28 protein-coding genes, 1 rRNA gene and 1 pseudogene are annotated in these 23,730 nt (G+C 30.9%); 20 read left to right on the plus strand and 10 right to left on the minus strand.

Features of this window, described 5'->3' with window-relative positions:
* A 5S ribosomal RNA gene (gene rrf, locus GCL57_RS10820) occupies window positions 1-108 on the plus strand; the annotation flags it as partial.
* 228 nt (window positions 109-336) lie between these two features.
* Here rrf and GCL57_RS10825 read toward each other — a convergent pair.
* Window positions 337-1,269, minus strand: coding sequence for a 5-oxoprolinase subunit C family protein (locus tag GCL57_RS10825; protein ID WP_152213369.1), 933 nt, complete (start codon window positions 1,267-1,269; stop codon window positions 337-339).
* Window positions 1,270-1,279: 10 nt separating this feature from the next.
* Window positions 1,280-1,930 (minus strand): 5-oxoprolinase subunit PxpB, encoded by a 651-nt coding sequence (gene pxpB, locus GCL57_RS10830; RefSeq protein WP_161597714.1) that lies wholly within the window; start codon window positions 1,928-1,930, stop codon window positions 1,280-1,282.
* Between the two features lie 310 nt (window positions 1,931-2,240).
* On the opposite strand from pxpB, the gene GCL57_RS10835 reads away from it, so the two are divergent.
* From GCL57_RS10835 to GCL57_RS10845, 3 genes are all read left to right on the plus strand, one after another.
* On the plus strand, window positions 2,241-2,861 hold the full coding sequence (locus GCL57_RS10835) for an MFS transporter (protein ID WP_152213371.1): 621 nt from the start codon (window positions 2,241-2,243) through the stop codon (window positions 2,859-2,861).
* 9 nt (window positions 2,862-2,870) lie between these two features.
* Window positions 2,871-3,119 carry a hypothetical protein gene (locus GCL57_RS10840; protein ID WP_152213372.1) on the plus strand — a complete coding sequence of 83 codons (249 nt, stop codon included), beginning with the start codon at window positions 2,871-2,873 and terminating at the stop codon, window positions 3,117-3,119.
* 68 nt (window positions 3,120-3,187) lie between these two features.
* Window positions 3,188-3,412: a hypothetical protein gene (locus tag GCL57_RS10845; protein ID WP_152213373.1), complete on the plus strand. Its 225-nt coding sequence runs from the start codon at window positions 3,188-3,190 to the stop codon at window positions 3,410-3,412.
* 84 nt (window positions 3,413-3,496) lie between these two features.
* On the opposite strand, the gene map is transcribed toward GCL57_RS10845, so the two are convergent.
* Window positions 3,497-4,261 (minus strand): type I methionyl aminopeptidase, encoded by a 765-nt coding sequence (gene map / locus GCL57_RS10850; RefSeq protein WP_152213374.1) that lies wholly within the window; start codon window positions 4,259-4,261, stop codon window positions 3,497-3,499.
* Window positions 4,262-4,511: 250 nt separating this feature from the next.
* Between map and GCL57_RS10855 the strand changes: the two genes are divergently transcribed.
* The 5 genes and pseudogenes from GCL57_RS10855 to GCL57_RS10880 all read left to right on the plus strand — a co-directional run bounded on the left by GCL57_RS10855 (window position 4,512) and on the right by GCL57_RS10880 (window position 8,120).
* Complete coding sequence (locus tag GCL57_RS10855; protein ID WP_152213375.1) at window positions 4,512-4,898, plus strand: hypothetical protein; 387 nt, start codon at window positions 4,512-4,514, stop codon at window positions 4,896-4,898.
* Window positions 4,899-4,971: 73 nt separating this feature from the next.
* Window positions 4,972-5,439 (plus strand): DMT family transporter, encoded by a 468-nt coding sequence (locus tag GCL57_RS10860; RefSeq protein WP_152213376.1) that lies wholly within the window; start codon window positions 4,972-4,974, stop codon window positions 5,437-5,439.
* Window positions 5,436-5,887 (plus strand): annotated as a pseudogene (locus tag GCL57_RS15005) (DMT family transporter). Before GCL57_RS10860 ends, GCL57_RS15005 begins: the two are co-directional and overlap by 4 nt.
* A 205-nt stretch (window positions 5,888-6,092) precedes the next feature.
* A complete protein-coding gene (locus GCL57_RS10875) occupies window positions 6,093-6,902 on the plus strand; it encodes a nuclear transport factor 2 family protein (RefSeq protein WP_152213379.1) in 810 nt (269 codons plus the stop codon).
* A 33-nt stretch (window positions 6,903-6,935) separates the two neighbouring features.
* Complete coding sequence (locus GCL57_RS10880) at window positions 6,936-8,120, plus strand: hypothetical protein (RefSeq protein ID WP_152213380.1); 1,185 nt, start codon at window positions 6,936-6,938, stop codon at window positions 8,118-8,120.
* 175 nt (window positions 8,121-8,295) lie between these two features.
* Here the strand turns inward: GCL57_RS10880 and GCL57_RS10885 are convergent, their stop codons facing one another.
* Genes GCL57_RS10885 through GCL57_RS10895 form a run of 3 tightly spaced genes read right to left on the minus strand, consistent with a single transcriptional unit; the run spans window position 8,296 to window position 10,276 of the window.
* On the minus strand, window positions 8,296-8,691 hold the full coding sequence (locus GCL57_RS10885; RefSeq protein WP_152213381.1) for an acyl-CoA thioesterase: 396 nt from the start codon (window positions 8,689-8,691) through the stop codon (window positions 8,296-8,298).
* Window positions 8,692-8,715: 24 nt separating this feature from the next.
* Window positions 8,716-9,801, minus strand: a complete 1,086-nt coding sequence (locus GCL57_RS10890; RefSeq protein WP_161597715.1) for a glycosyltransferase family 9 protein — start codon at window positions 9,799-9,801, stop codon at window positions 8,716-8,718.
* A 25-nt stretch (window positions 9,802-9,826) separates the two neighbouring features.
* On the minus strand, window positions 9,827-10,276 hold the full coding sequence (locus tag GCL57_RS10895) for a hypothetical protein (RefSeq protein ID WP_152213383.1): 450 nt from the start codon (window positions 10,274-10,276) through the stop codon (window positions 9,827-9,829).
* Window positions 10,277-10,459: 183 nt separating this feature from the next.
* Between GCL57_RS10895 and GCL57_RS10900 the strand changes: the two genes are divergently transcribed.
* A complete protein-coding gene (locus tag GCL57_RS10900; RefSeq protein ID WP_152213384.1) occupies window positions 10,460-11,242 on the plus strand; it encodes a segregation and condensation protein A in 783 nt (260 codons plus the stop codon).
* On the opposite strand, the gene GCL57_RS10905 is transcribed toward GCL57_RS10900, so the two are convergent.
* Window positions 11,211-12,272, minus strand: a complete 1,062-nt coding sequence (locus tag GCL57_RS10905) for a hypothetical protein (protein ID WP_152213385.1) — start codon at window positions 12,270-12,272, stop codon at window positions 11,211-11,213. The two genes, GCL57_RS10900 and GCL57_RS10905, sit on opposite strands and share 32 nt — an antisense overlap.
* 302 nt (window positions 12,273-12,574) lie before the next feature.
* Between GCL57_RS10905 and rplM the strand changes: the two genes are divergently transcribed.
* Both rplM and rpsI read left to right on the plus strand, forming a co-directional pair.
* Window positions 12,575-13,018 (plus strand): 50S ribosomal protein L13, encoded by a 444-nt coding sequence (rplM, locus tag GCL57_RS10910; RefSeq protein WP_152213579.1) that lies wholly within the window; start codon window positions 12,575-12,577, stop codon window positions 13,016-13,018.
* Between the two features lie 28 nt (window positions 13,019-13,046).
* Window positions 13,047-13,442: a 30S ribosomal protein S9 gene (gene rpsI / locus GCL57_RS10915; protein WP_130606081.1), complete on the plus strand. Its 396-nt coding sequence runs from the start codon at window positions 13,047-13,049 to the stop codon at window positions 13,440-13,442.
* Between the two features lie 130 nt (window positions 13,443-13,572).
* Here the strand turns inward: rpsI and GCL57_RS10920 are convergent, their stop codons facing one another.
* On the minus strand, window positions 13,573-15,111 hold the full coding sequence (locus GCL57_RS10920) for a M17 family metallopeptidase (RefSeq protein WP_152213386.1): 1,539 nt from the start codon (window positions 15,109-15,111) through the stop codon (window positions 13,573-13,575).
* 76 nt (window positions 15,112-15,187) lie between these two features.
* On the opposite strand from GCL57_RS10920, the gene GCL57_RS10925 reads away from it, so the two are divergent.
* Window positions 15,188-16,048 (plus strand): biosynthetic peptidoglycan transglycosylase, encoded by an 861-nt coding sequence (locus GCL57_RS10925; protein ID WP_152213387.1) that lies wholly within the window; start codon window positions 15,188-15,190, stop codon window positions 16,046-16,048.
* 149 nt (window positions 16,049-16,197) lie between these two features.
* A complete protein-coding gene (locus tag GCL57_RS10930; RefSeq protein WP_152213388.1) occupies window positions 16,198-17,100 on the plus strand; it encodes a transporter substrate-binding domain-containing protein in 903 nt (300 codons plus the stop codon).
* Here GCL57_RS10930 and GCL57_RS10935 read toward each other — a convergent pair.
* Window positions 17,093-17,863, minus strand: coding sequence for a hypothetical protein (locus GCL57_RS10935; RefSeq protein WP_152213389.1), 771 nt, complete (start codon window positions 17,861-17,863; stop codon window positions 17,093-17,095). The genes GCL57_RS10930 and GCL57_RS10935 overlap by 8 nt on opposite strands.
* A gap of 118 nt (window positions 17,864-17,981) precedes the next feature.
* On the opposite strand from GCL57_RS10935, the gene GCL57_RS10940 reads away from it, so the two are divergent.
* The 5 genes from GCL57_RS10940 to GCL57_RS10960 all read left to right on the plus strand — a co-directional run bounded on the left by GCL57_RS10940 (window position 17,982) and on the right by GCL57_RS10960 (window position 21,816).
* On the plus strand, window positions 17,982-18,965 hold the full coding sequence (locus GCL57_RS10940; protein ID WP_161597716.1) for a hydrolase: 984 nt from the start codon (window positions 17,982-17,984) through the stop codon (window positions 18,963-18,965).
* A gap of 109 nt (window positions 18,966-19,074) precedes the next feature.
* Complete coding sequence (locus GCL57_RS10945; RefSeq protein ID WP_161597717.1) at window positions 19,075-19,449, plus strand: GntR family transcriptional regulator; 375 nt, start codon at window positions 19,075-19,077, stop codon at window positions 19,447-19,449.
* A 2-nt stretch (window positions 19,450-19,451) separates the two neighbouring features.
* Window positions 19,452-20,168 carry an ATP-binding cassette domain-containing protein gene (locus GCL57_RS10950; RefSeq protein WP_161597718.1) on the plus strand — a complete coding sequence of 239 codons (717 nt, stop codon included), beginning with the start codon at window positions 19,452-19,454 and terminating at the stop codon, window positions 20,166-20,168.
* Entirely contained in the window at window positions 20,165-21,244 is a 1,080-nt protein-coding gene (locus GCL57_RS10955; RefSeq protein ID WP_152213393.1) for a hypothetical protein, read from the plus strand. Before GCL57_RS10950 ends, GCL57_RS10955 begins: the two co-directional genes overlap by 4 nt.
* A 32-nt stretch (window positions 21,245-21,276) precedes the next feature.
* Window positions 21,277-21,816, plus strand: coding sequence for a DUF4337 domain-containing protein (locus tag GCL57_RS10960; protein WP_152213394.1), 540 nt, complete (start codon window positions 21,277-21,279; stop codon window positions 21,814-21,816).
* A 74-nt stretch (window positions 21,817-21,890) separates the two neighbouring features.
* On the opposite strand, the gene GCL57_RS10965 is transcribed toward GCL57_RS10960, so the two are convergent.
* The gene (locus GCL57_RS10965) at window positions 21,891-22,310 is read right to left on the minus strand and encodes a lectin (protein ID WP_152213395.1); all 420 of its coding nucleotides are present in this window, start codon (window positions 22,308-22,310) and stop codon (window positions 21,891-21,893) included.
* A 279-nt stretch (window positions 22,311-22,589) separates the two neighbouring features.
* Here GCL57_RS10965 and GCL57_RS10970 point away from each other — a divergent pair, with 279 nt between their 5' ends.
* Window positions 22,590-23,621: an aldo/keto reductase gene (locus tag GCL57_RS10970; RefSeq protein ID WP_152213396.1), complete on the plus strand. Its 1,032-nt coding sequence runs from the start codon at window positions 22,590-22,592 to the stop codon at window positions 23,619-23,621.
* Window positions 23,622-23,730 lie beyond the last annotated feature (109 nt).

Here is a 23,730-nt window from a genome sequence, read left to right on the forward strand (position 1 = left end):
CTGATTGCGACGGGGAAATACCGGATCCCATTCCGAACTCCGAAGTCAAGCCCGTCTGCGGCAATGGTACTGCACTCTTAAGTGTGGGAGAGTAGCTCTGTGCAGCCTTTATTTCTAAAGCCCCTAGGTTTTTACCTAGGGGCTTTTTTTATTTAACTCTATTTGCATGTATTAAGGCAATCATAGATAAGTTAATTTCGCCAATCTATTGGGTTTAGAAGATTTTATTGCTTGAGTGAGTTTTTAGAAAAATTAATTTAACAAAAAAAGACTTCTTCTTTAACTCTCCCAATAAGAATCACTTTATCAAATGGAAAATCTTCACCAAGATCTGTATTAAGATCTATTTTCATTAAGGCTCCATTCAAGTTTACTTAAATATATCTCTTGTTTTTTAAGTGCTCTATGTGCTTCTTCAAAGTTCGAAGGATAAAACTGTACCGTTTTATTAATTTCAGTTTGAGCCAATTTCCAAAGATCAGCCTTTATTATGTAACCAAATCGAGGGTAACCACCAGTTGTTTGAGCATCACTCATTAAAACAATTGGTTGACCATTTGGAGGAATTTGAATGAGCCCTGGAAGGGTTGCATGAGAAAGTATTTCAGATTTATTATTAAACTCGATTGAATTTCCTTGTAGACGATAACCCATTCGATTACATTGATTTGTAATAAGCCAATTTTGTCGCCAGAATTTTTCACAGTTTTCTTTTGTAAATTTAAAAAAATCTGGTCCTTGAAGAACTCGGATAAATTTATTTTTTTGGGGTAAAAGGACACCTCTTTTTTTCATTAAAAAATGAGGTTTACCAAGTTTAAGTTGATCCCCTCTTTGTAGATTTCTTCCTCTATATCCCCCAAAATGATTATTTAAATCGGTTCCACATCCATTTAAAACCTGCTTAACATCTATTCCACCATCTATTGCCAGATAACAATGCATCCCTTTTATCGCATAGTTTAATTTTAATTTCTGACCACTTATTACTTTCACTCTCCAGCCATTATAAATTTTTTTGTCATCTAAGTAACTTTCATAGAAGGCGCCAGTTAAGGAAATCCATGCATCTCTGGCAAATTCTATTTCTACTGGACCAAGTGTGATTTCAATACATGGGCAGTTATCTGCATTCCCAACTAATTTATTAGCTATTTTGAATGAGAAAGGATCAATCGCTCCTCCTTGTGTAATTCCAATGGATCTTAATCCAACTCGACCTAAATCTTGAATGCTGCAAAGTGGACTTGCCTTTAAAATATAAAGCATAAATTATTTCCTAATTATCAGGTATGAATCGAACTTTATCACCTGGCTGTAACAAAGTTGGAGGAAAATGATTTGGATTAAATAAAGTTAAGTTAGTTTGCCCGATAATATTCCAACCTCCAGGAGTTTTTTGGGGATAAATTCCTGTCAGGTTTCCACCAATTCCTACAGAGCCTGCTGGAACGGAAAATCTAGGACTTTCTCTTCTAGGTGTTGCTAAAATAGGAGAAAGTCCTTCTAAATAAGCAAAGCCAGGTTGAAATCCTAAAAAATAAACAAGATATTCAGTATTAGAATGTATATTTATGACTTCATCAATAGATAATTTAGAGTTTTGAGCAATGAAATTTAAATCAGGTCCATATTGATTACCATATTTAACGGGAATTAAAATTTCTCTGCTTTTAAATTCTTTTAATTGAGCTTGCTGCCAAAGCATCTCAAGTTTTGGAAGAAAATTAGATGGACTTTCATTTGTTGGGTTTAATACAACAGTTAAATTATTCATGCCTATGATAACATCAATAATATTTGAGTTTAAAGATATATTTTCTGTTATCCACCATAGTTTTTGTTGGAAACTAAAATGAACTGGTTGAGAAGATTCAAGCACAATTGAGTACTCATTTAATATATAACAATGGATAGATTTTAAATTCAATATATTCTCCAATTAAACTCAAATTATTAAAATAAATACATATAAATAGCAGAGCTAAAATTTATTTAAATAAAGAAACTAAGAGATTTTTATTAATACAATCAGAACATTTTATTATATATTATTATTTGAAATAATTTCAATATTTTATTTAATATATATAAATTTTTATTTTTTACTGAATTGATTACCAATTTGTAATTTTAGTTATAGAAATATAATATTGACATAGTGGTTTTTAATAGATACATTAATTTTTCATTATAAATTTATAGCAAATTAAATAAAATTTATTTTGAAAGGATATATAGTGTTTGAAATAAATCCATTTGTTTTACAAGTTATAATTTCTAATGTACCATCTGTACTAACAAGTGGTTTTATCCCTATACTAGGCAGTTCCTTTGGTGCTTCTATTGTTAATCTTGGCTTGTTTTTTTTCTTAATGCGTCTAGGTAATGTTATTGGAAGTGTAGTATCACCAGCAATTCATAATAAATATGAACCACATAAAATAGGTATAATCTCAGAACTTTTATTTTTTGTCACATCAAGTTTAATTTTATTCTCAGTAGTTACAAAAAATATTGAAATTTTTATTCTTTGTGCTTTTTTAAAAGGTATTATTGGCGGGACTATTTCAATCTTACGCTTTACTTGGTTAAAACAACTCCCTGATTATCAAAAATCGAGTAGATTAAATTTGCTAGCAAATGTTCTCATACAGGGATCGTATTGTTTAGTAGGATTATTTTTGTTATTCAGTCATACACTTCAGACTGCAATTATTGTTCTGACAGTAGATGCATTTGGATCTATTTTTGGCGCTTTCATTTTTTGGAAGATGAAAAAATTTAGTATTAAACCAACGAAAATATTGGATAATAAATATAAAAATGTGTTTACTTCTTTAGTATCTACACCTGCTTGAAGGTTAATTTTGCTAACAGATATTCTTGTTTGTGCGGGCTTAGGTGGTACAAATATGATGATTTTTAAGTATGGAGAAACTTTTTTTGGGCAAAATAATGGTTATGCTATTGCACTTATTTTATACGGTGCATTTTATTTTATTGGTGGAAAAATCATTGAGCTAAAAAATAAAGGGAAAGAAATTTCTTTAAATGTAACAAGCATTGTTGGTTCTTTAATTATAATAATTTTATCATTTTTTTTCTACCAATTGTAACTTCATTTTCCTTAAAAATTATATTGTTCTCTCTTATTTTTTTCTGCTATCCTTTAATTAGTTTGCAATTGCAAAGTGAATGGTTTAAGTTATGCACTCCAAGCGAAGCCGCTGGAATTTCAGCTGCAGAGTTAATTTATTCGCAAATTATTCTTGGAATATTTGAAGTTATTTATAGTATCATACCTTCTGATAATATTGTTCGAGCAGTTTTTTTAGTGAGTGCATGTATTCTTATTTTCTTTTATCCGTTGTACCGTAGATCTCAGTTAAATAAATTTATTGAAAATTAGGCTTTTATAAATAGGAGAAGGTAAAATTTTTAGAATTTATGGTTTAAAATAGAATTAATTATCAATCAAAAATTTTATTAAAACTTAAAAAAATGCGTTGGCCGAAGGAATTGTTAAAATAATTGGTTCATTGTCTGTTACCATAATTGTATGTTCAAATTGAGCAGCTTTATGTTTTTTATTTATACAAAGAGTCCAACCATCTTCCCCTTCTTCAGCATAAATTTCGCCAGTGGAGAGAAAGGGTTCTACAGTTATGATCATTCCTTTTTTTAAAATTCTTTTATCTTTGGGATCAAAGGTTGATGAAATATATTTAGGTTCTTCATGAAGAGCTCTGCCGACACCATGACTGCCTAAATTTTCGATTATAGAATATTTATATATATTTGCTATTTTTTCTACAGATTTGCCAATTACAGATAGTTTTTCTCCACTTTTTACAGCGCTGATACCAGCATACATGGCTTTCGCAGTTGCAGAGCAAAGCTTTTCGTTTTGAGGATTAATAGGAGACACGCTAAATGACCCCCCTGTATCTGCAAAATAGCCATCAAGTTCAGCAGAGACATCAATATTTATTAAGTCGCCAGCCTGAATTTTTTTATCTGATGGAACTCCATGTGCAATTTCATGATTTAAAGAAATACAGGTGTAGCCAGGAAAATTATAAGTTAATTTTGGTGCAGATGTAGCTCCAAAACGCTTTAAACAAGATCCTCCAATTTCATCGAGCTCGAGAGTTGTCATACCTACTTTAACGCTTTGCATCATTAAAACAAGAGTGTCGGCAACTATGACTCCAATTGTTCGAAGTCTTTCAAGGTCTTCTTCATTTTTTACTATCATTTCATTTCCCGATATTAATCTTAAATTTCTTAAAAAGAATCTATAGTTTTATAATAATTGATAGAATTCGATAAAATAACTTCTTTACAAAGAAACTAATACAGCATTTAAAAGAAATTAGCAAAATTTTATAAGCTTATATTTTTCTTTATGTTTCGTTGACTAGATTGTAAAAATTTAATACTTAATTAAATGTCAGTAAAATATATGAGAATATTTTAAAATATTCATTGAGTTTTTAGGTAGCCAAATGAGTTTAATAAATAAAAATACCGAAAAAGTCATTGTAGTTGAAGATTCAAAATTTTTTAAGGAAATGTGGAAGCAATCCTTAAAGGTACAAGAAGTTTTAATTTTTACAAATCCTGAAATATTAATTGATGAATTTTTACTAAGAAATGATTTATTCGATAATGTAACTTGTATTATATTAGATTATTTTTATGATGGATTTAAAAAAAATGTTGTAGAAATGAATATCATAACAGAACTTAGGGAATTTGGTTACAAGAACCCATGCTTTTTATCTTCAGCAGTACCATGCAATTTAGCGGAATTTAAACTTTTTGATGGCTTCATTGAAAAATTACCATATTCCCTTGAAGAGATAAAGTGTTTATTCCCTGATAAATTTTAAAATCTAGAAAAAATTGATGCCTTATTTTAATAAATAAATGTTAAGAAACATATTTTTGAGGAATTAATAATAAGTGAAAAAATTTTCTATAGACTGGTTTTTAGCATTATTTGCAGGATTATTACTGACTTTAATGATTAATTATAATAGTTTATTAGCAAAGCACAGCACTCCTGTTATTGATTCTTGGATAGCGCATGGGATTGGTACAATTGCAGCATTTGTGTTTGTCATCTGTTTTTCAAAATTGATTCTAAAAAAAGTAAATCATATGAAGCAAGATAATTTAAAAACTCCTCTATGGGCTTATTTGGCTGGTATTTCTGGTGCCTTTACAGTTGTATTAGCTGCTATGACAATTAATAGTCCACTGGGTTTAGCCGCTTCACTTGCGCTTATGTTAGTGGGACAAGTTCTCTATGGAATCATTTCAGATATTTTTGGTTTATTTGGTTCTTCTAAAAAGAGGTTTTCGATAACTGATTTCTACGTAATAATATCAGTTTTATCGGGAAGTGGAGTTATAATTTATTTTAGGTGAAAAATGATTTTTTTAGCTGTTTTAATGCTATTCTAATAAGTGTAAGTCGTTCAATAAATAGTGGACTTTGTGTTGATGTTGGAGTTTTTAAGGCATCATTCTGGAATCATTTTATTGGTCTTCTTTTTTTGACGTGTATTGTAGGTAGTTTTAGTTTAGAGTTTTTAAAAACGGCCCCTATATATACTTATTTCAGTGGTTTTTTGGTGCGCTTTTTGTTGCTATAAACAATTTTGTGTTTCCAAGAATTGGTGCGACTAAGACTGTAATTTTAGTGATCAGTGGACAAATGATTTCAAGTGTCATTTTAGGATATAAGGTCGGAGAACTTTTTGTAATTCTTGCTCAAATTTTTGGTGTTGCGATTATATTATTTGGAGTTTATTTATCTAAAAATTTTTGCGCTCAAAATGAAAAAATAAATAGTATGATTGAGAAAAGTTTATAAGAATAATTTCTGTTTGTTTAATTTTTCTATTATATTAGCAACTAAGTTTATATTTTATAAAAAAATATCCTTTTGCTTCAAATCAAGATGTCAATTTAATTTCATTATTTATATTCAAGCAAATAAAATTTATAATTATATGCTATTTTTAAAATTAGATAATTTAATGATTTTTTGCTATCTGGTATTATTAAAAGGAAAAACTATGATATCAAAGCTATTTAAATCGATTCTTATAATTTTTATTCTTATCTCAAATATGCATATTTTTCCAAACGTAGGAAAAATTGATAAGAAAAAAATTGCTGTAGAACTTATTAAAAGTATAGAGACTCGCAATCCTAAATCCGCTGAATATGTCGATACTAAAAAATATATCGATCATAATCAAAAAGTGAAATTTAGTATTAAAGGTTTTAATAAAGTTCGCAGTAAAGGCCCTAAGATTAAAATTAAAGTGAATACTGTCAGAGCATTTGAAGATGGAAATTTTGTTTTTACACATACAGTTTATTATTTTAGCACTCCAAAAATCGGTATTGATATTTTTCGCTTTGAAAATGGAAAAGTTGTTGAACACTGGGGTGGACTTACTCAGAAGAATGATTTTACAGTTAAAGATGCTGAGTTAAAGGTTGCAGGTTCAACTCAAATAAGTGATTTAAAATCTTCTAAAGAAAACAAAAAAACAATTAAAAAATTTATCGATACTGTGCTGATTAAAAGGAAGTATAATCAATCGCATTTGTATTTTAATAACAAGAAATTTTTAGATCATGAAAGTTTGTTTGGAAAGAATTTTTCATCCGAAAATATGTTGAAAAAAAATCAAATAAAGGTTGATGATATAAAAAATAATTATTCTGAGAATATACAAATTTTAGGTGAGGGAAACTACGTACTGGCAATCAGTGAGGGAACATTTGCATGTGAAGTTATAACTTACTATGATCTATTTAAATTGGAAAATAATAAAATCGTAGAGCATTGGGATGTTATCACTCCGAATTCTTAATTGTAACTTTATTGAATTTGAATAGAGGGAATTATGAAGAGATTTCTTTTAGCGCTAGTTATTTTTTTCTTTCTAAATATATTAAGTTGTTCTAAGCAATCAGGAAATAATTCTGGTGGAGGGAGTACGGGATCTCCTCCCGTAAGATCAAAATTTACTGTAGAAAATAGAGCTAATTTTTTAAGAGAATTTAATGGTTCTAAGGTGCAAATTCTAAAAAGTCTATGGAGTGTGCGTTTAAATCTAGAACAAAATCTTACTCATTATAATGTTAGATTAAGATCTAATGAATATCCTAGAAACACTTGGCTGGAATATAATAGTGAAGGTTTTTTTCGTGGAATAGCAAGAATTATGGGATATCCAGAGGAAACTTTTTGGAAAGAAAAATCATATATAGATGGAGTTATTCCAGATGCTGTTGACTCTAAAACGTTTGGAGTAGCAAGAAATGCAAAGGGACGTCTTTTCATCCAAAATTTGGAAAACATATGTAATTACCATGAAATTCAGATGGATAGAGATTTTGAAACAATTTCTTGCCAAATGCTTGAATTTGAAAATCCATGTGTTTTAAGATTATATCGTGAAGCTTGGCTCGAGCATCAAGAGGCTTGGTTTTATGTGGGAGAGAGTAATGATGCACTTAATATATCAAATGAAGAAAGCCCATTTATATTTAAAGGACCAGTAGAAGAACATATTGTTTTGAATCCAGTACCAGGAACTCCAATGTCTCAAAGAACCCCTGAAGAGCAGGATTATATTAATTACTTAGAGAAAAGAATCCAGCAGAGTTTTGAAGATTATATGAAAAATCCAAGAAATGTTCTCGATAATCCAGATCGACAAAATAGGCCTTTAATTTCACCACTTAATACAACTTTCCTATATCGTATAGGAGATGAAACTAGAGTTTTAAACGACAAACTAGATAGAGATTATGTAAATGCTCGTAATTCAAGTGGAACTGCATTTGTTGCACAATACCCACATCAAAGTAAACTTATAAATGCAATATTTACTGCTATCGAAAATAAAGATGAAACCGCTTTTATAAGTTCGGTTGTAAAACTTGCAGCATCGCATCCTGTTCAATCTCAAAGAAAAACAGTTTTAGAATCTTTTCCTGACATTTTTATTACAAAAGATTTTCCAAACTTTCAGATATTTAATTCTTATTTGCATTTTCTTCTTAATTGCACTCAATTCCATTAAAGCATTCATATATATATGAATGCTTTAATCTTTAGTTCATCCGCATGCATTACCAATAATGCATTCTTCTTGATTAATAAGTTCTGAACTTTTAAAATGTAAGAAGATGTGCTCATCATAAAATTTTGTCGTTTTAATAAATGAAAACACGAATAATTAAAAGAATAAATTCATTTTATAAAATAGAAGTTGGTTTTCCAGCATCATTAATTGCTACCATTGAAAAAATACCACTGACTGCAAGATCTCTTTGATTTGTATACATTTGCTCTATAAAAATTTGAACTTGTATTTTTAAACTTTTATTCCCAATATGAATAACACTTCCATGAATGTCGGCAAATGTTCCAGCTGGAATTGGTTTTTGGAAATCTGTTTTATCTAAAGAAACAGTCACCATTTTTTTTCTGCAAAATCGTGTTGCTGTTATAAATGCAACTTCATCCATCCAATTAAGTGCTGTACCACCAAAAAGAGTATTATAATGATTGGTTGTGTCAGGAAAAACACATTTAATCATTTTTGTTTCAGAGTTTTTCATGAGTTCCTGAATATTTTTTTCTTGTGACATTATATCTCCTTTTTAAGTTTGTACTTAAAAATAGTTTTTTATTTTAGAATAAATATTTTCTGAAGAAATGCTTTTTAAGCATTTTAAATTTTTAAATCTACAATGCGATTTGCCATGGCGTGAACAAGGGCTACAAGAAAGATTTTCATATTCAATAGATATCTTTTCATAAAGAGGGGCAAAGCCAAAGTTTGGAGATGTTGCACCGAAGATGACACTTGCAGGTTTGTTATAGGCATCAGCAGCATGACTCGCAAATGAGTCATTTGAAACAATATAATTTGCATTTGCAATGAGATCAAGAGTTTGTCCAAGAGTTGTTTTGTCAATTAAATTTAGAACTCTTTTATTATTTGGATAATTTAAATATTCACCAATAAACTCCTCTGATTTTGCACCACATAGGATAATATCAGCGTTTGTTCGGCTTAATATAAAATGTATAAGTTCTTTAAAGCTTTCTTTGGGCCACATTTTTATAAAATTACTTGCACCTGGAAAAATGCATATGTAATTTATTTTAGGTAGGGGAAAGCTTTTATTATATATTAAAGTTGTTGGTTTAATTGTAATAAATTGAGAAATATTGCTTTTATCATTTTTAATGATTTTATCAATGAGCTGCTCTTGCAAGTCATGAATTCGAGTGATTTTTTTAATTACGCTATTTCTTTTTTGAGAAACACAAAAATAAGAAAGGAAGATTAAGAATATTCTATACAGTATTCTTTTGTTTACAGAGTAAGAAGCATTAAAAGATAAATGCAGTTGTTTTTCAATAATTTTTTTTGCTCGTCTACTTCTCTTTGTTTTTTGTAAATCAATGTAAATATTGTTTTTATTTGTTTTAATATTATTTATTTTTTGGATAAAATGCTCTTTAATTAAAACTTGAGAATTAAAAGAATATCGAATGTCTAAATCTTTATCAATACAAATATAAGCATTTAAATCTTTAATGCGTTGAGCTATTTCTTCGGTTATGAATGAAGTCACTAAAACGGGAAAATATCCATTTAATTTTAGTTTTGCAATGATACGAGATGCAATAATGACATCACCAATTGCGCTCATGCGTGTTATAAATACAATTCTTTCAAAATTATTCATGCTTCTATCTTGTTCAATACTCATATCAGTTGTGTTTTTTCATTGCGGTAAAAATAAAAAGGGCGGACCAAATTCCGATAGTTATAATATAAAGAATTCCACCTAGAGCCGCAATAGCAGTCACTGGGGATATGTTCCCATTTGCATTTGGGAAAAAAGCTTGGAGAACTATTCCTAAACCAAATATCGGAATACTTAGTGAATTAACAATAATGATTATTGAAACATATTTTCGAGGTAAATATATTTTAATATGACTTAACGTTAAGGCAATTAAAAGAGTTGTAATACCCATTAGGTTCATGTGCGCATGAGCCGAGCGTAAAAGAGTTCTTTGCCAACCAATGAGCCACGTGGGATCTGCATTAGTAGCGCTCATGATTTCGATACGTGAGCCAAGCACACTTCCGAATATGCTCCATGCAAATATCCAAAAGAAACCAAGTCCAATTAAAAGTAATTTTGTCTTCTGCAAAATTTAACCTCATTCTTTAAAGTTGAGAGTTTAAAGGGCATTAGAAAGTTTCAAAGCGACAAAATAATTTACTTTATCTAGAATGACTTTACATCTACGTCGACAGGAGATTAAACCTCAATTACGATCATTTTGTAGCAAAGTGATCGAAAGCTTATAACGTAATGTAACTGGTAGAAATCAATGCACCTTAGACTTGAAAACTTTGATGGCCCCCTCGATCTCCTCCTGCATCTTATAAAAGCTCAGGAACTTAACATATTTAATATTCCAATAGCTATTATAACAGAGCAGTATCTTAGTTTTTTAAAGCAAGTTCCTGAATTAGATTTCCATTCAGCCGGAGAATATCTTGCAATGGCTGCCCAGCTTATAGAGATTAAAGCTAATTTATTGCTGCCTGTATTGCAAAGAAGCATAGAGAATATTGAAAGCTTACTGGAAATTCCAGAGGAAGATCCACGGAGAATTCTTGTCGAACAACTTTTAGAGTTTGAAACCTTAAAAAGAGCTTCAGAAATTCTGGAAGCAATGAATGCTGAAGCTGCGAATATTTATCCCACAGCAGAGTTTAAGCGAAGAGATGATGAGTTTTCAAACTTTGAGCATCCTATTAAAGGCAATCCATTTGATCTTATTATTTCTTTAGAGCGTGTGTTGCTAAAATATTCAAATACATCTCGACCTAAGGTAGTCGTTCGTGCGCAAAAAATAACTATCCAGCAAAAAATGGAGTTAGTAAAAAAGCGTTTAGAAGAAACACAAAATTTAACCTTAAAAGATCTTTTAATAGAATGTTTGTCACGCTATGAACTTATAGTGGTTATTATGGCGGTTTTAGAGCTGTGTAAAGCAAACCATGTGAATATATGCCAAGAAAATTTATTCTCTGAAATTATATTGGCAAAAGGTGAAAAGTTTTATGATGATAGTTCTAATTTTCAGAACATTGAAGCATCTTTGTAATATGATTTCTAAAGGCAACGCTTAAGGGATATTCTTCATCGTTAAGCCGCATTTCAAGACGTGCTGTTGTAATATTATCTTTTGAAATTGACATATTTAAAGATTGAATTTCTTCATCGATCATTTCTCGAAATTTAATATTGCCCGTATTAAGTTCACTCATTTTTTGTTGCAGTTTTTGAATTTCTGATATATTTTCATTCAACTTTGATAACTGAATACCCAATCTATTTAAATAAAAAATGTTTTCAAGTTCTCTTGTTTTATTTTCATCTATTATTTTATGCTGATTCTTATTATTCCTAATTATAAGATGAGTTAGCTTCAAAATTAAGTGAATTTTATTAAATAAATTTTCGATAGTGCTATCTAGTATTTCTTCTTTAATTGATATTAATGATATTGTAACTTTATTATCTTTCATGTTTTCAATATACATATATGAATGTATTGCGCATTCAACTAGGGATAAAATTTTATACATTAATATTCTGATTGACTCTTCTTCCCAAAAACTTAAGGGTGCATTGAAATCTTCTTTTTTTGTGATTTTTTGACCAGATAGTTTTGTTAGAAATTGATTTAATTTTTCTTCATACAAAAAAAATTCTTCTTTAATATTTTTTGTATTTTCTAAGAGAAGAAGGGCGCGATATGCTCTTAAAGCAAAACTGGGTTGTTCTGATATTTTATTCAAGTTTAATTTTGTTTTTTCAACAAGACTTTTTTTTATTTTTTGAATGATATCATTGCTTTCATAAAAAAGATATTTAAGCATAAAAAGACTCAAAACTTGTCTTGAAACAGGGGTTCCTTGGGTAAAATCAAACTGATTTATTAGTTTATCTATTTGATTTTTTTGATTATTATCAAGACTTATGTGCTGAGCATGGATGAAATCAATGAAAAGAGCTTCTCCACTTTCAATTAAGCCATAAGAAGCTCTAACTATGAATTTCAAGCACTCTAAGTATGGAAGATCTGTTATTTCTTGATTTATCAATAGAAATGAATTTTCATTGTTGACCACAAGCAAACTTCCCGATATAAAGCCCCTCTGCATGAATTTTTTTGCAGGGCTGTGTGAATGAAAGTGCGTTTCGCTACATTCTACATCCAATGCGGGGTTATGTCACTGCTTCTGCAGGAACTCCACACCTTTTGGGGGAGTGGCATGAGTGATTTTAATTCCTCTCTGATTTCAGCATCTTGCGTTGAGATAACGCCCAATTTGACTGCAATGGTGAGAAAGAGAATAACGCTCGCAAGTGAATTTGTAATTAATTGAATTTACAGGTTAAATTCATTATTTTGTTAAGTGGAGTTCTTTATATGAAAACTTATTCTGCCAAAGCTTCTGAAATTCAGAAGAAATGGTTCATTGTCGATGCTGAAGGTAAAACTCTCGGGCGTCTTGCGACTCAAATTGCTTATATTTTACGTGGTAAACACAAACCAACATTTACACCGCACATGGATATGGGCGATAACGTTGTTGTTATTAATGCTGGTAAAGTTAAGCTTTCTGCAAACAAAGAGCTTACAAAGCTTTATCATCGCCACACAGGTTTCTTTGGTGGGTTAAAAACTCAAACCGCCGCTGAAATCCGTGCAACTCAACCTGAGCGTTTGTTAGAACTTGCAGTTAAAGGTATGCTTCCCCACAATCGTTTGGGTGATGAATGCTATCGCCATCTAAAAGTTTATGCTGGTACCGAGCATCCACATGCTTCTCAAAAACCAGAAGCTTTACCTGAGCGTACAATTAAAAACTAACAAACGATTTAAATGAGGTAGCCCTAAAATGGCAGTTAAATATATTTCTGGCGTAGGCAAACGTAAAACTTCTATAGCCCGCGTTTATTTGGTTAAAGATGGCAAAGGTGCTATCACTATTAACCACCGCAGTCTTGAAGATTATTTTAAGCGTCCAACATCTCGCATGGTTGTTGAACAAGCTTTAAATTTAACTCAAACTCTTGGTAAAGTTGATATTCGTGTAACTGTTGTGGGCGGCGGTCTTTCTGGCCAAGCTGGCGCAATTCGTCATGGCATCACAAATGCACTTTTAAATTTAAATCCAGAATTCCGTTCTGTGCTTAAATCTTCTGGTCTTATCACTCGTGATGCACGTATCAAAGAACGTAAAATGTATGGTTTACGTTCCGCTCGTGCTCGTTTCCAATTCTCCAAGCGTTAAAAATACCGCTTTGTGCAAAAAAAGAGTGCAGGTTTTATATCTGCACTCTTTTTTTATGGTAAAATACTTTAAAATTTAATAATTAATTTATTTTTCAACAATCTAATTTAAAAAGTATTAACCTTTTAAATTAACGTGCTGACTCAGAAACTTTTTTTGCAATCTGAACTGAAAGTTGCACACCATACCCAGATGAGCCTTTTGAAGGGTAGCCAATAGCTTGATTTTTATTTGACACACCCGCTATATCTATGTGTACAAATGGTATGTCTTCGGTAAATTCTCTTAAAAAAGCTGCAGCTAGCATACTGCCAGCGCATCCTGGGGTCTTACCTAAGTTTAAAAGATCTGAAATACGGCCTTTGGTGTCGTCAGCAACTTCTTCCCAGACAGGAAGAGGATAGGCTCTCTCGCCTGTCTCTTCGGCAGACTTGATAACAATATTTTCGAGTTCTTTATCAAATGCAAAAACCCCCGCTCCTACATGACCAAATGCTGTTATCATTGCTCCTGTGAGAGTTGAATATTCAATAATATAATCTGGCTTTAGATCTTTGGCTGCATAGTGAAGTGCATCACTTAATACAAGCCTTCCTTCAGCGTCAGTGTTGATTATTTCAATGGTTTTTCCAGAGTATCCAGTTAATATATCTCCCACTCGGTATGAAAGAGCATCGATCATATTTTCGCAGAGAGCTCCAATTGCATAGACATGCACAGGTAGTTTTTGTTGAGCTATTGCAATAATAGAGCTGAGTGCAACTGCTGAACCAGACATGTCATATTTCATGCCTTCTTGGTAAGTTGAAGGATATTTTAAAGAGTATCCACCTGTATCCATTGTTAAACCTTTGCCGACATAAGCTATAGTCTTGTTAAACTTTTCAGGTTTGTACTCAACGATGATGAATTGCGGTTCTTGAGCGCTGCCGCCTGCAACAGCCATCATTGCATTAAAGCCCATTTCTTTTAACTTTTGTGCTCCCCAAATTTGTACATTTAAATTTAATTTTTTAGCTTGTTCTGAAATATTTTCAGCAACATATTTTGGGGTAGCAATATTGGGTGGACCATCTTGTAGGAGTCTGCAAGTATTTATAGAGTTATTTATGAATTCTGCATTTATAAGTTCATCATTGCATCCAGATAAATTTGAGATATATGTTACATTAATTGGCTGCTCTCTTTCAGATAATGTCTGTGGAGTAGAGTTAGAATTTGGATATTTATAGATGCCTAAATTAAAGCCAATGTGAGATTGGGATATAAGCTCATTTGATGAAATTAAGGTTGAGTATGGTAGGAAAATAACCTGGTGAGCTTTTAATGAAAGAGAGATTTCAGCTGATTTTATTCCAATTTGGCGTGCTCTTGAAGGTTTTATATCTTGTTTTTTTCCTGCTCCTATTATAGCAATTCTTTTGCTTATTTTTTGATTTTCTGTAATAGATACACTGGACTGTAACCACTTACCTTCAAAATCACCAAATGAAATAAGTTTTTGAATTGTACCGCCAAACTGTGTGTCGAGTTTGATCAATTCTTGAGATTTTAAAATTCCCTTTTCGATATCATTTTCATCTATTATAATAATTGAAAGATCAGCATTGGTATTTTCAATACTGGTTTTATATTTAAATTCAAGTGGTTTTATTTTTGGAAGCGACATAAATAACCTCGTCAAATGGTTTAAAAGACTGAGACTTTATATTGCTTTAATAGGTTAATCTTAGCAAGGAATTATAATGAAAGTTTTCTCATTTACATTTTGTTTCATTCAACTTCCATTATTTTGTTTTGTTGTATTTTTATTATGGTTTATTCCTTGGGTATTTTTATTATATTCGGGAATCTTAATGTATTTTCCTTATGAGGCAGATGGAAACTCACGTTATATTCGTGTCACAGGGCCTATCGTGGGTTTATTTTCTAATACTTGGGCGGAATATAAGGACATCCCTCATACTTGTAAAGCTGCTCTGATTGCTTCGGAAGACAATCGTTTTTATCAACACAATGGCGTCGATTTTGAAAGTTTAAAATCGAGTTTTTTATTCAATCAGAAAGTTGGAAAAAGAAAAAGAGGAGGAAGCACAATAACCCAACAGTTGGTTAAAAATGCTTTCCTTTCAAGGAATAAAAATTATTTAAGAAAGTCTAGAGAATTAATTGGAGCATTTATTTTAGATGGAATCATGTTAAAAGAAAATCAATTGGAGTGGTACTTTAATGTAGTTGAGTTTGGCCCAAAGGTCTATGGTTTAGAAAATGCAGCTCAGAAATATTTCAAAATAGAGGCGAAAAAGCTTTCTCCTTCACAATGTATTTCTTTAGTGGCTATTATTCCATCTCCTAGAAAATGGAATCAAAGTATTGTAAATAAAAAACCGACTCAATTTTTTGTTCAGAGGTATAATAAAATTTTGAGCACAATTCAGAAAATGGATTTGCTAAGTAAAAAGGAAATTTTATTAGCACAAAACTCTTGGTTTGGCATTCAACGTGTAGGTTTAGAAACTAACTCTACAAGAAAAATAAATGTCAATGGAAATGCTGTTAAGAGCGATGAAAGTACTGAAGATGTAGATAGTGAAGATGATGAATAAAACTCATTGAATGTAGTTCCTTAGCATGTTCTACTTGACCAGTTTGAGACGCTTATGTATGAACAATCAAGTTTGAGTGAGGGAATATTTAAATCATTTATATTCTACACTGATGTACTTGGCAATGGCTTATTTAAAGAGGAAACGAAATGAAATTAGGTTTTAGGCGGTTCTTTTTGCGTACCTTTTCCGTGTTCACAATTATCCCCTCAATGAGTTTATTTGCTGTAGCTGTAGATGGTACAAATTTAAAATTAGCACAAGATTCAAATATTCAGGCAGATTCAAAGTCTGTTCATAATAATCAAGATAAAAGTTTAAAAAAAGTTCAAGATGCAAAAGTTCTTAAAGTTTGTTCGGACGCAGGTTTTCTTCCTTTCGAAATGAAAACACAAAAAGGCGAATGGACTGGATTCGATGTCGAAATGATGAATCATTTTTCTAAATCTTTAAATGTAGATTTAAAAATGATTCAAATTAGTTTTGATGGTATTATTCCTGCTTTAATTTCTGGTAAATGTGATCTCATAGCAGCGGGTATGACAGTTACTTCTGAAAGAGAAAAAATTGTAACATTTAGTGATTCAACATTTACGAGTGGTTTGAGTATTGCTTTAAAAAATACAGAAGAGAATCAAGATAAATATAAAAGTCTAGAAGATATTGATAAAGAAAATAATAATATTGCCGTTAAAACAGGATACACAAGCGATATTTATTTATCAAAAACCCTAAAAAATGCACGTATTTTAAGATTCGATCAAGATGCAGATCTCGTCTTAGCAGTTACGCAAGGAAGAGCAAAAGCATTTGTTTCAGACACCACTTATGTTAATCTAATGGACAAAGACAAACAAAGTAAATTTTTAATTATTCCGACAAAAGTAGTTGCTGACAGTTTTTCAGTTGCTGCAAAAAAGTCAAGCAAAGAACTAATGAATAGTTTCAATATCTTTTTAAAATCATGGAAAGAAAGTGGAGGCTATGCTAGAGCTGAAAAGTTTTATTTTCAGGATCAGCTTTGGAGATCTCAAGTGCTCGGTGTTAAGTAGTTTTTAATTGTTCTTCGTTATCCAATAAGTATAGGTTTTGTCTTTGATTAAAAAACAATGTATTTATTGGAATTGAGTTTCGCTCACCAAAATAAGGCACGAATTTTTGTGACCAATGATACCATTCTCTTTCGGTATGTTCCCAGATATGGTATTTTTTTATAAGTATTTCAAATAAATTTTTTAAGTGAATATGAGTTTTAAGAAATGATTTATCTAACTTTAGAACTTGGGGTAACTTAGTGTCCCCATTGTGTGGATCAACGTATATTTTAATTGAATCTAGTTTTTGAGTGCTTGTTCTATTTATTATTTGAGATTCTAAAATAATATCAATTCTATCTCGAAATCTTTTATTCAAAGTAGAAAATCTCCCAAAACTTAAGGTCATACCTTCGTAATCTTTTATATTTTCTTTGTGATCGTGAAAAAATAAAAATCCTTGAGCTCGTGGATCATTTAAAATATCTCTAATAAAAAATTCTGAGTTTTCATCAAAAAAATGAATATTTTGTAATAAAATAATTCTGAGTAATGAAAATATATCATTATCAATACGAATATCCCATCGATAACTTTGGAATGTACAAAGATTATATTTATTCCACGGACGTGACCATCCTATTTTTCTTTTACTTCTATAATCTTCAAAAATTTGCATGAGAGATAGGAGAATATAATTTGGTAATTTTTTTATTGTTAAAGCTTGATATGTTGATTTATAATTTGATTCAGTATTTATTTCTTTGACTTCGTCTATCATTTAGACCCCTCGCATTTATTTTCTAACATTGGTATATTAATTTGACTTGAGTAAGAACAATAGCGTCATAGGTTTGTCATTTTTAGGGGCAATATTTTCTGATATAAGGCGTACATACTTGATAAAAAATAAGCACACTTTACAAGCATCTTTTAGGGCAGCTTGGTGGTTGAAAAATCAGCATTTACAAACATTATATCCAGTGATTTTTCCCTTTAATAAAAAAATTGTATTGAAACGTGAAACAATTATTTTAGCTGACGGAGATTTTATAGAAGTTGACTGGACAGCAAATAAATCAGACGATAAGCCTCTTATTTTACTTTTGCATGGTCTTGAAGGATCTTCTAAGTCTTCATATATTAAGCGTACAATGTACGAAGTTTTTAAAAATGGATTTCGAGCTGTCTGTATGAATTTCAGAGGTTGTTCTGGCAGACAAAATAAATCTAAAAGAGCTTATCATGCAGGTGAAACCGAAGATTTAAATTTTTATATAAATTATTTATTACAAAATGAGAAAATAAAATCTCCAATTTTTATTGTAGGTTTTTCTTTGGGTGGAAATGTACTTTTAAAGTGGCTTTCAGAAAATAGTAACAATATATTTATATCTGGTGCCATTGCTATTTCTGTGCCTTTTGAACTTGAAATTTTAGCGAATAAAATGAACCGGGGGTTCTCAAAGTTTTATCAATGGTGGCTTTTAAAAAGTTTAAAAAATAATTTGCTAAAAAATGATAGATATAAAGATTTTAATTTATCTAAAGAAGAAATTATTTTAGTTAAAACATTTTGGGAGTTTGATGATAAGATTACTGCACGAATTCATGGTTTTTTAAATGCAATAGATTATTATAAAAAATCTAGTTCAAGGCAGTATTTATCGCAAATAGCACATAAAACTCTTATTATTCATTCCAAAGATGATCCTTTTATGAGCGAATTATGTATTCCTCAAGATAATGAGTTGTCAAAAACAACTCAATTAGAATTAACTGAACAGGGAGGGCATGTTGGTTTTATTTCGGGTAATTATCCTTTTATTCCAATGTATTGGCTTGAAAAGCGAATAATTAATTTTTGTTTTAATTTGATTTGAATAGTTTTTAATATAAATATCCATTTATCAATCGGTGCGCTTGCAATTATGTCATAAGAGATGTACTTCTATAGAGATGTATATCACCTTTAGTGGAGTGCGCTCAAAAATGAGGCTTCAAGTAAATCCGCATTCTTCCATTCCTCTCTATGCCCAAATTGTAGAGCAAATGAGAAATCAAATTCTCTCTGGCACAATACAAGCTGGAACCCCTTTGCCTTCTGTTCGAGAAATTTCTGAAATGATTGAAGTCAATTCGCTTACAATTCAAAAGGCACTTAAAATTTTAGAAGTTGAAAAGTTTATTGTCATACGGCGTGGTGTGGGCGCCTTTGTTTCTGAAAGTATTAATTCTTTGAATCAAAACCAAAAAGAAGAGCTTCTTAAACCTGGTTTAATTAATATCGTCTCTCATGCACGTGAATTAGGTGTTGATCAAGAAAGATTTCATGTCCTAGTAGAGGAATGTTGGAGTGCACAATAATTATGATCGAAGTAAATAATTTAACACTATTTGGAAAATCTCACAATTTAAGATTGGATATTCCTGCTCTTAAGTTTTATTCACCAGGTATCACAGCACTTGTTGGACACAATGGAGCAGGGAAATCATCCTTATTAAGACTAATGTCTGGTTTAGAAAAATCGAATACCGGTTTGGTGAGTTATTTAGGTAAAGATATATTTAAAGATTTTGAATCACTTAAAGAGAAAATTCATCTTATTTCTTGGAATTTAGAATTGTATCAAGGATTGACGACAAAAGATCATCTTAAGCTTATAAAATCGGTATCAAAAAATTGGAGTGTAGAAATTGAAAATGCACTTTTAAAAGATTTATCAGTTCCACCTGATAAAAGAATTGACAAACTTTCTCGGGGTGAGCAAGTTCGTTTTCGTTTGTTACTTAGTTTACCAAGAAAACCAATGGTTATTTTATTAGATGAAGTTACAAATGAGCTTGATACCGATTCGAGAAGAATTATTTTCAAAAAGTTGGATTCCTATTCTTATGATACGGGTGCACAAGTTGTTGTAGCGACTAATATGATTGAAGATATTGAGCGCTATGCAACAGATATTATCCTTTTGAAAAAAGGTAAAGTTATCCTTCAAGGTGCTCTCGATAATATTAAGGAAGAACATAAAACAAATTTTGAAGAAATAATTAGAATATATGAAAGAAAGGATTTGCAATTGTGATTTCCACATTCATGTTTCTTTTTAAACAATATTGGTCATTTTTTCTTTTGTGTGTGATTGGGACTGCTTTTGGTATATATTATGGTGGCATTTGGTCGTTTTTACCATTTATGTTTTTATTGTTATTCTTTTATGAATGGAATATTGCACCTAGAAAAGAACGCACATGGAGTTTTATAGAGTCACTTCCTTTATCGTTTAATAAACGATTTATTATTAGAGTTATTCTTCCATTGTCGATAAGTATTATTATTATTTTTCTACTTACTTTTTTTAAGAAAAATAAAGAATTAGATTTTTTAATAAGTATTTCAGATGCAGTAAGAATATCATCTTTGTTTGTTTTAAGTTCTATTTTAGCTAGAAGTTTGTCAGGATTTTTTGCTTGGATTATTTTTACTTATTTTTTATCATATTTAATGTCTAATTATTTTTTATATGAATTTGTCGTCTTTATTTTGAGCCTTTTCTTGTCTTATTATTCATTATCTGAAAAGAGAGCATCAAAAATAAAAACTTTAGTCGTTCCTGTTTTTATATCCATGATTTTGCTTGTATCAGGAAACTTACTTAGAGTAAAAATTTATGAACTTTGTCTCTCTGTCCCTTATTATAATTTACAAATTACAGTGGCAAAATCACTTTTAAAGGAAAGAGCATTTATCGGTAAAGATATTTCTGTCGAATTACTTTGGAATAGAAATGATTCAATGACTGAACCTTTAAAAGTTGTTATTCCCTCTCATTACAATGATAAACTTCTTGAGAAAATGGAAAATGTTATTCTTAAAGAAAATTATTGTACGCAAATTTGTCATGTTTTGGGAGATCTGGTTTCAAATTATTCTAAAAATTGGAATCAAGAGCGTCTTGAAAAATATTTAAATTCAGAAAGAGTAACAGAACAAATTTATGCTCTTCGAGTTTTAGAAGGATCTTCGCAGATAATGTATTTGCCTCGGATTTTGCAGCTTGTCAAAAGTCCTGAAGATGAAGTCAGTGCAATGGCAATTGAAGTTCTTCGTAAGTGGGGAGATATTGACCTCTATCAATTTCCAAGTAATCCTATCTTTTAGAAATATTAACTAAAAGATTAAGGATTGCCAGAATGGATGATCTTCCTGATGACCCAAGTGAGACTATAAAAGAGCATATACAACACGAAGCACTTTACAATGCTAAAGATAAAATGGTGATGAAGTTTGCTATGACTTCTGCTCTTTACGCAATTTTCACCGCCACGACATCGCTGTTAGCTGGCTATCACTCCAATGAAGCTATGATTGAGCAAATAAAAGCATCTGATCTATGGACTTATTACCAAGCTAAAAGCATAAAAATGAATTTATTAGAGTCTCGGAACGAGATATTAAAAATTATGCAAAAAACTATTGATCCAAAAACTTTTAATAAAATTGATCAGTATAAAAATGATATTGCGGTGTCATCCGAGAAAGCAAAAGAAAAAGAGTTTATTTCTGAAAACCATTTAAAACGGCATATGTCATATGCACGGAGTGTCACATTATTTCAGATTGCAATTGGTATGACTGCATTTGCTATACTTATTAAACGAAATAGTTTTTGGTATTTAAGTATGCTTTTTGCTTTAGGTGGCTTTGTATTTTTTGTGATTGGTATAATTTAAAGTTTCTTTTTTAAGTATTTGTTCTCAAATATTTTCTCATCTGAGAACAAATTCTTTTTCGTTATTAAATTTATTTAACAATGAGTGACTGTATTCGAGGCCCAAATAGCATTCCATGAATTTGCTGAATAAATTACAAGATTTCCATCATTTTGAATAAGAATCCAAGCTCCTCTGTGATTATTTGTGCCGCTTGCCCATTTTGCATTTCCATTGCTGTTGTAAACTACAAAGTTTCCATCCCCTTGCATAACAACTCTATTTGCTCCAGAATTCATTGTATGGCTAGCCCATGTCGCTTGATTGTTGCTATTTCTGTAAAGCACTAGATTTCCATCATTTTGCATAGCAAGACGGAAACAGTGATTAGCCGATTCGAGTTGTTGACCTTGATATAAGGTTTGCCCTGAATACATGGTATCTATTGCTGCCGCCACTCCTGCAGAAAGAGTTGAAGCAGAAACTAACGTAAGCATAATAATATTACGTAACATAATTACCCCTTTTATTAAATTGTTTAAAAATTCATACTATTTTTTAAAGATGAGTGAAATGAAGAGCGTCAAATTGTTGGCGTGTAAATACTTGTAATACATAAATATAGATATTTTAAAATTAGATAAATTTGAAAATATAAAAATATTATTTAAATAGTTTTTAGTATTATACGCAGTCCATTAAAAATGTTCCACACTTCGAATCTTAATTCTAATTGAATAATTTATTTCATCTGTTAATCTCTTTTCTATTCAATTTGTTAATTTGGAGAATATATGGAATATAAACAATTTGGCAATTCAGGATTAATTGTACCTGCGCTCAGCTTTGGCACAGCTACCTTTGGCGGAACTTCAGAATTTTTTAAGACATGGGGTGAAACCGATACAAAAGAAGCTTCCCGACTTATCGATATTTGCCTAGAATATGGAGTTAACTTTTTTGATACTGCAGATGTTTATTCAAATGGCGATGCCGAAAAAGTTCTTGGCACCGCTCTGAAAGGCAAACGAGACAAAACTCTTATTTCAACAAAAGCAACCTTTGCTATGGGGCAAAATCCAAATGATGTTGGTTCTTCAAGACATCATCTTATTAATGCCTGCGAAAATAGTTTAAAAAGACTTGGTACAGATTACATCGATGTTTATTTTATGCACTCCTTCGATGCTCTCACTCCTATTGAAGAAACTTTAAGTACACTAGACTGTCTCATAAAAAGTGGAAAAATCCGCTATATTGGCTGCTCTAATTTTTCTGGTTGGCAAGTCATGAAATCCCTCGGCACATCTGAAAAATATGGATTAGGTCGTTATGTTGTTTATCAAGGCTATTATTCTTTAATAGGTCGTGAATACGAATGGGATCTCATGCCACTTAACCTCGATCAAAAATTAGGGCTAATGGTTTGGAGTCCACTGGGTTGGGGGCGTTTAACTGGTAAAATACTGCGCGGTAAAGAACTTCCTGAAGGAAGAATTCAAAAAGGAGGATCTATCAATGGCCCTGAAATATCAGACGAATATTTATATAATATTGTTGATGTTCTTGATGAAATTGCGAAAGAAACAGGAAAATCAGTCCCTCAGGTTGCCATCAATTGGTTATTGCAACGCCCAACGGTTTGTAATGTTGTTTTAGGGGCTAGAAATGAAGAACAATTAATACATAATTTAGGTGCAGTGGGCTGGAAGCTAAACCAAAATCAAATTTTGAGACTAGAAAAAGTATCCAAACAAAAACCAATCTATCCCTATTGGCATCAAATGCAATTTAATGAACGCAATCCCAAGCCTGTTAAGTGGTAATTTTCTTTTTAAATGAAAATTTTTGTAAATATTATTAAAAGTGTTTCTTTTGGATTGAGTATTATTTATAGGCATTATAAATATTTTTTTTAAATTTTCTAGAATTAAA

It is taken from the genome of Fluviispira multicolorata (genome assembly GCF_009208585.1).
GTDB lineage: Bacteria > Bdellovibrionota_B > Oligoflexia > Silvanigrellales > Silvanigrellaceae > Silvanigrella > Silvanigrella multicolorata.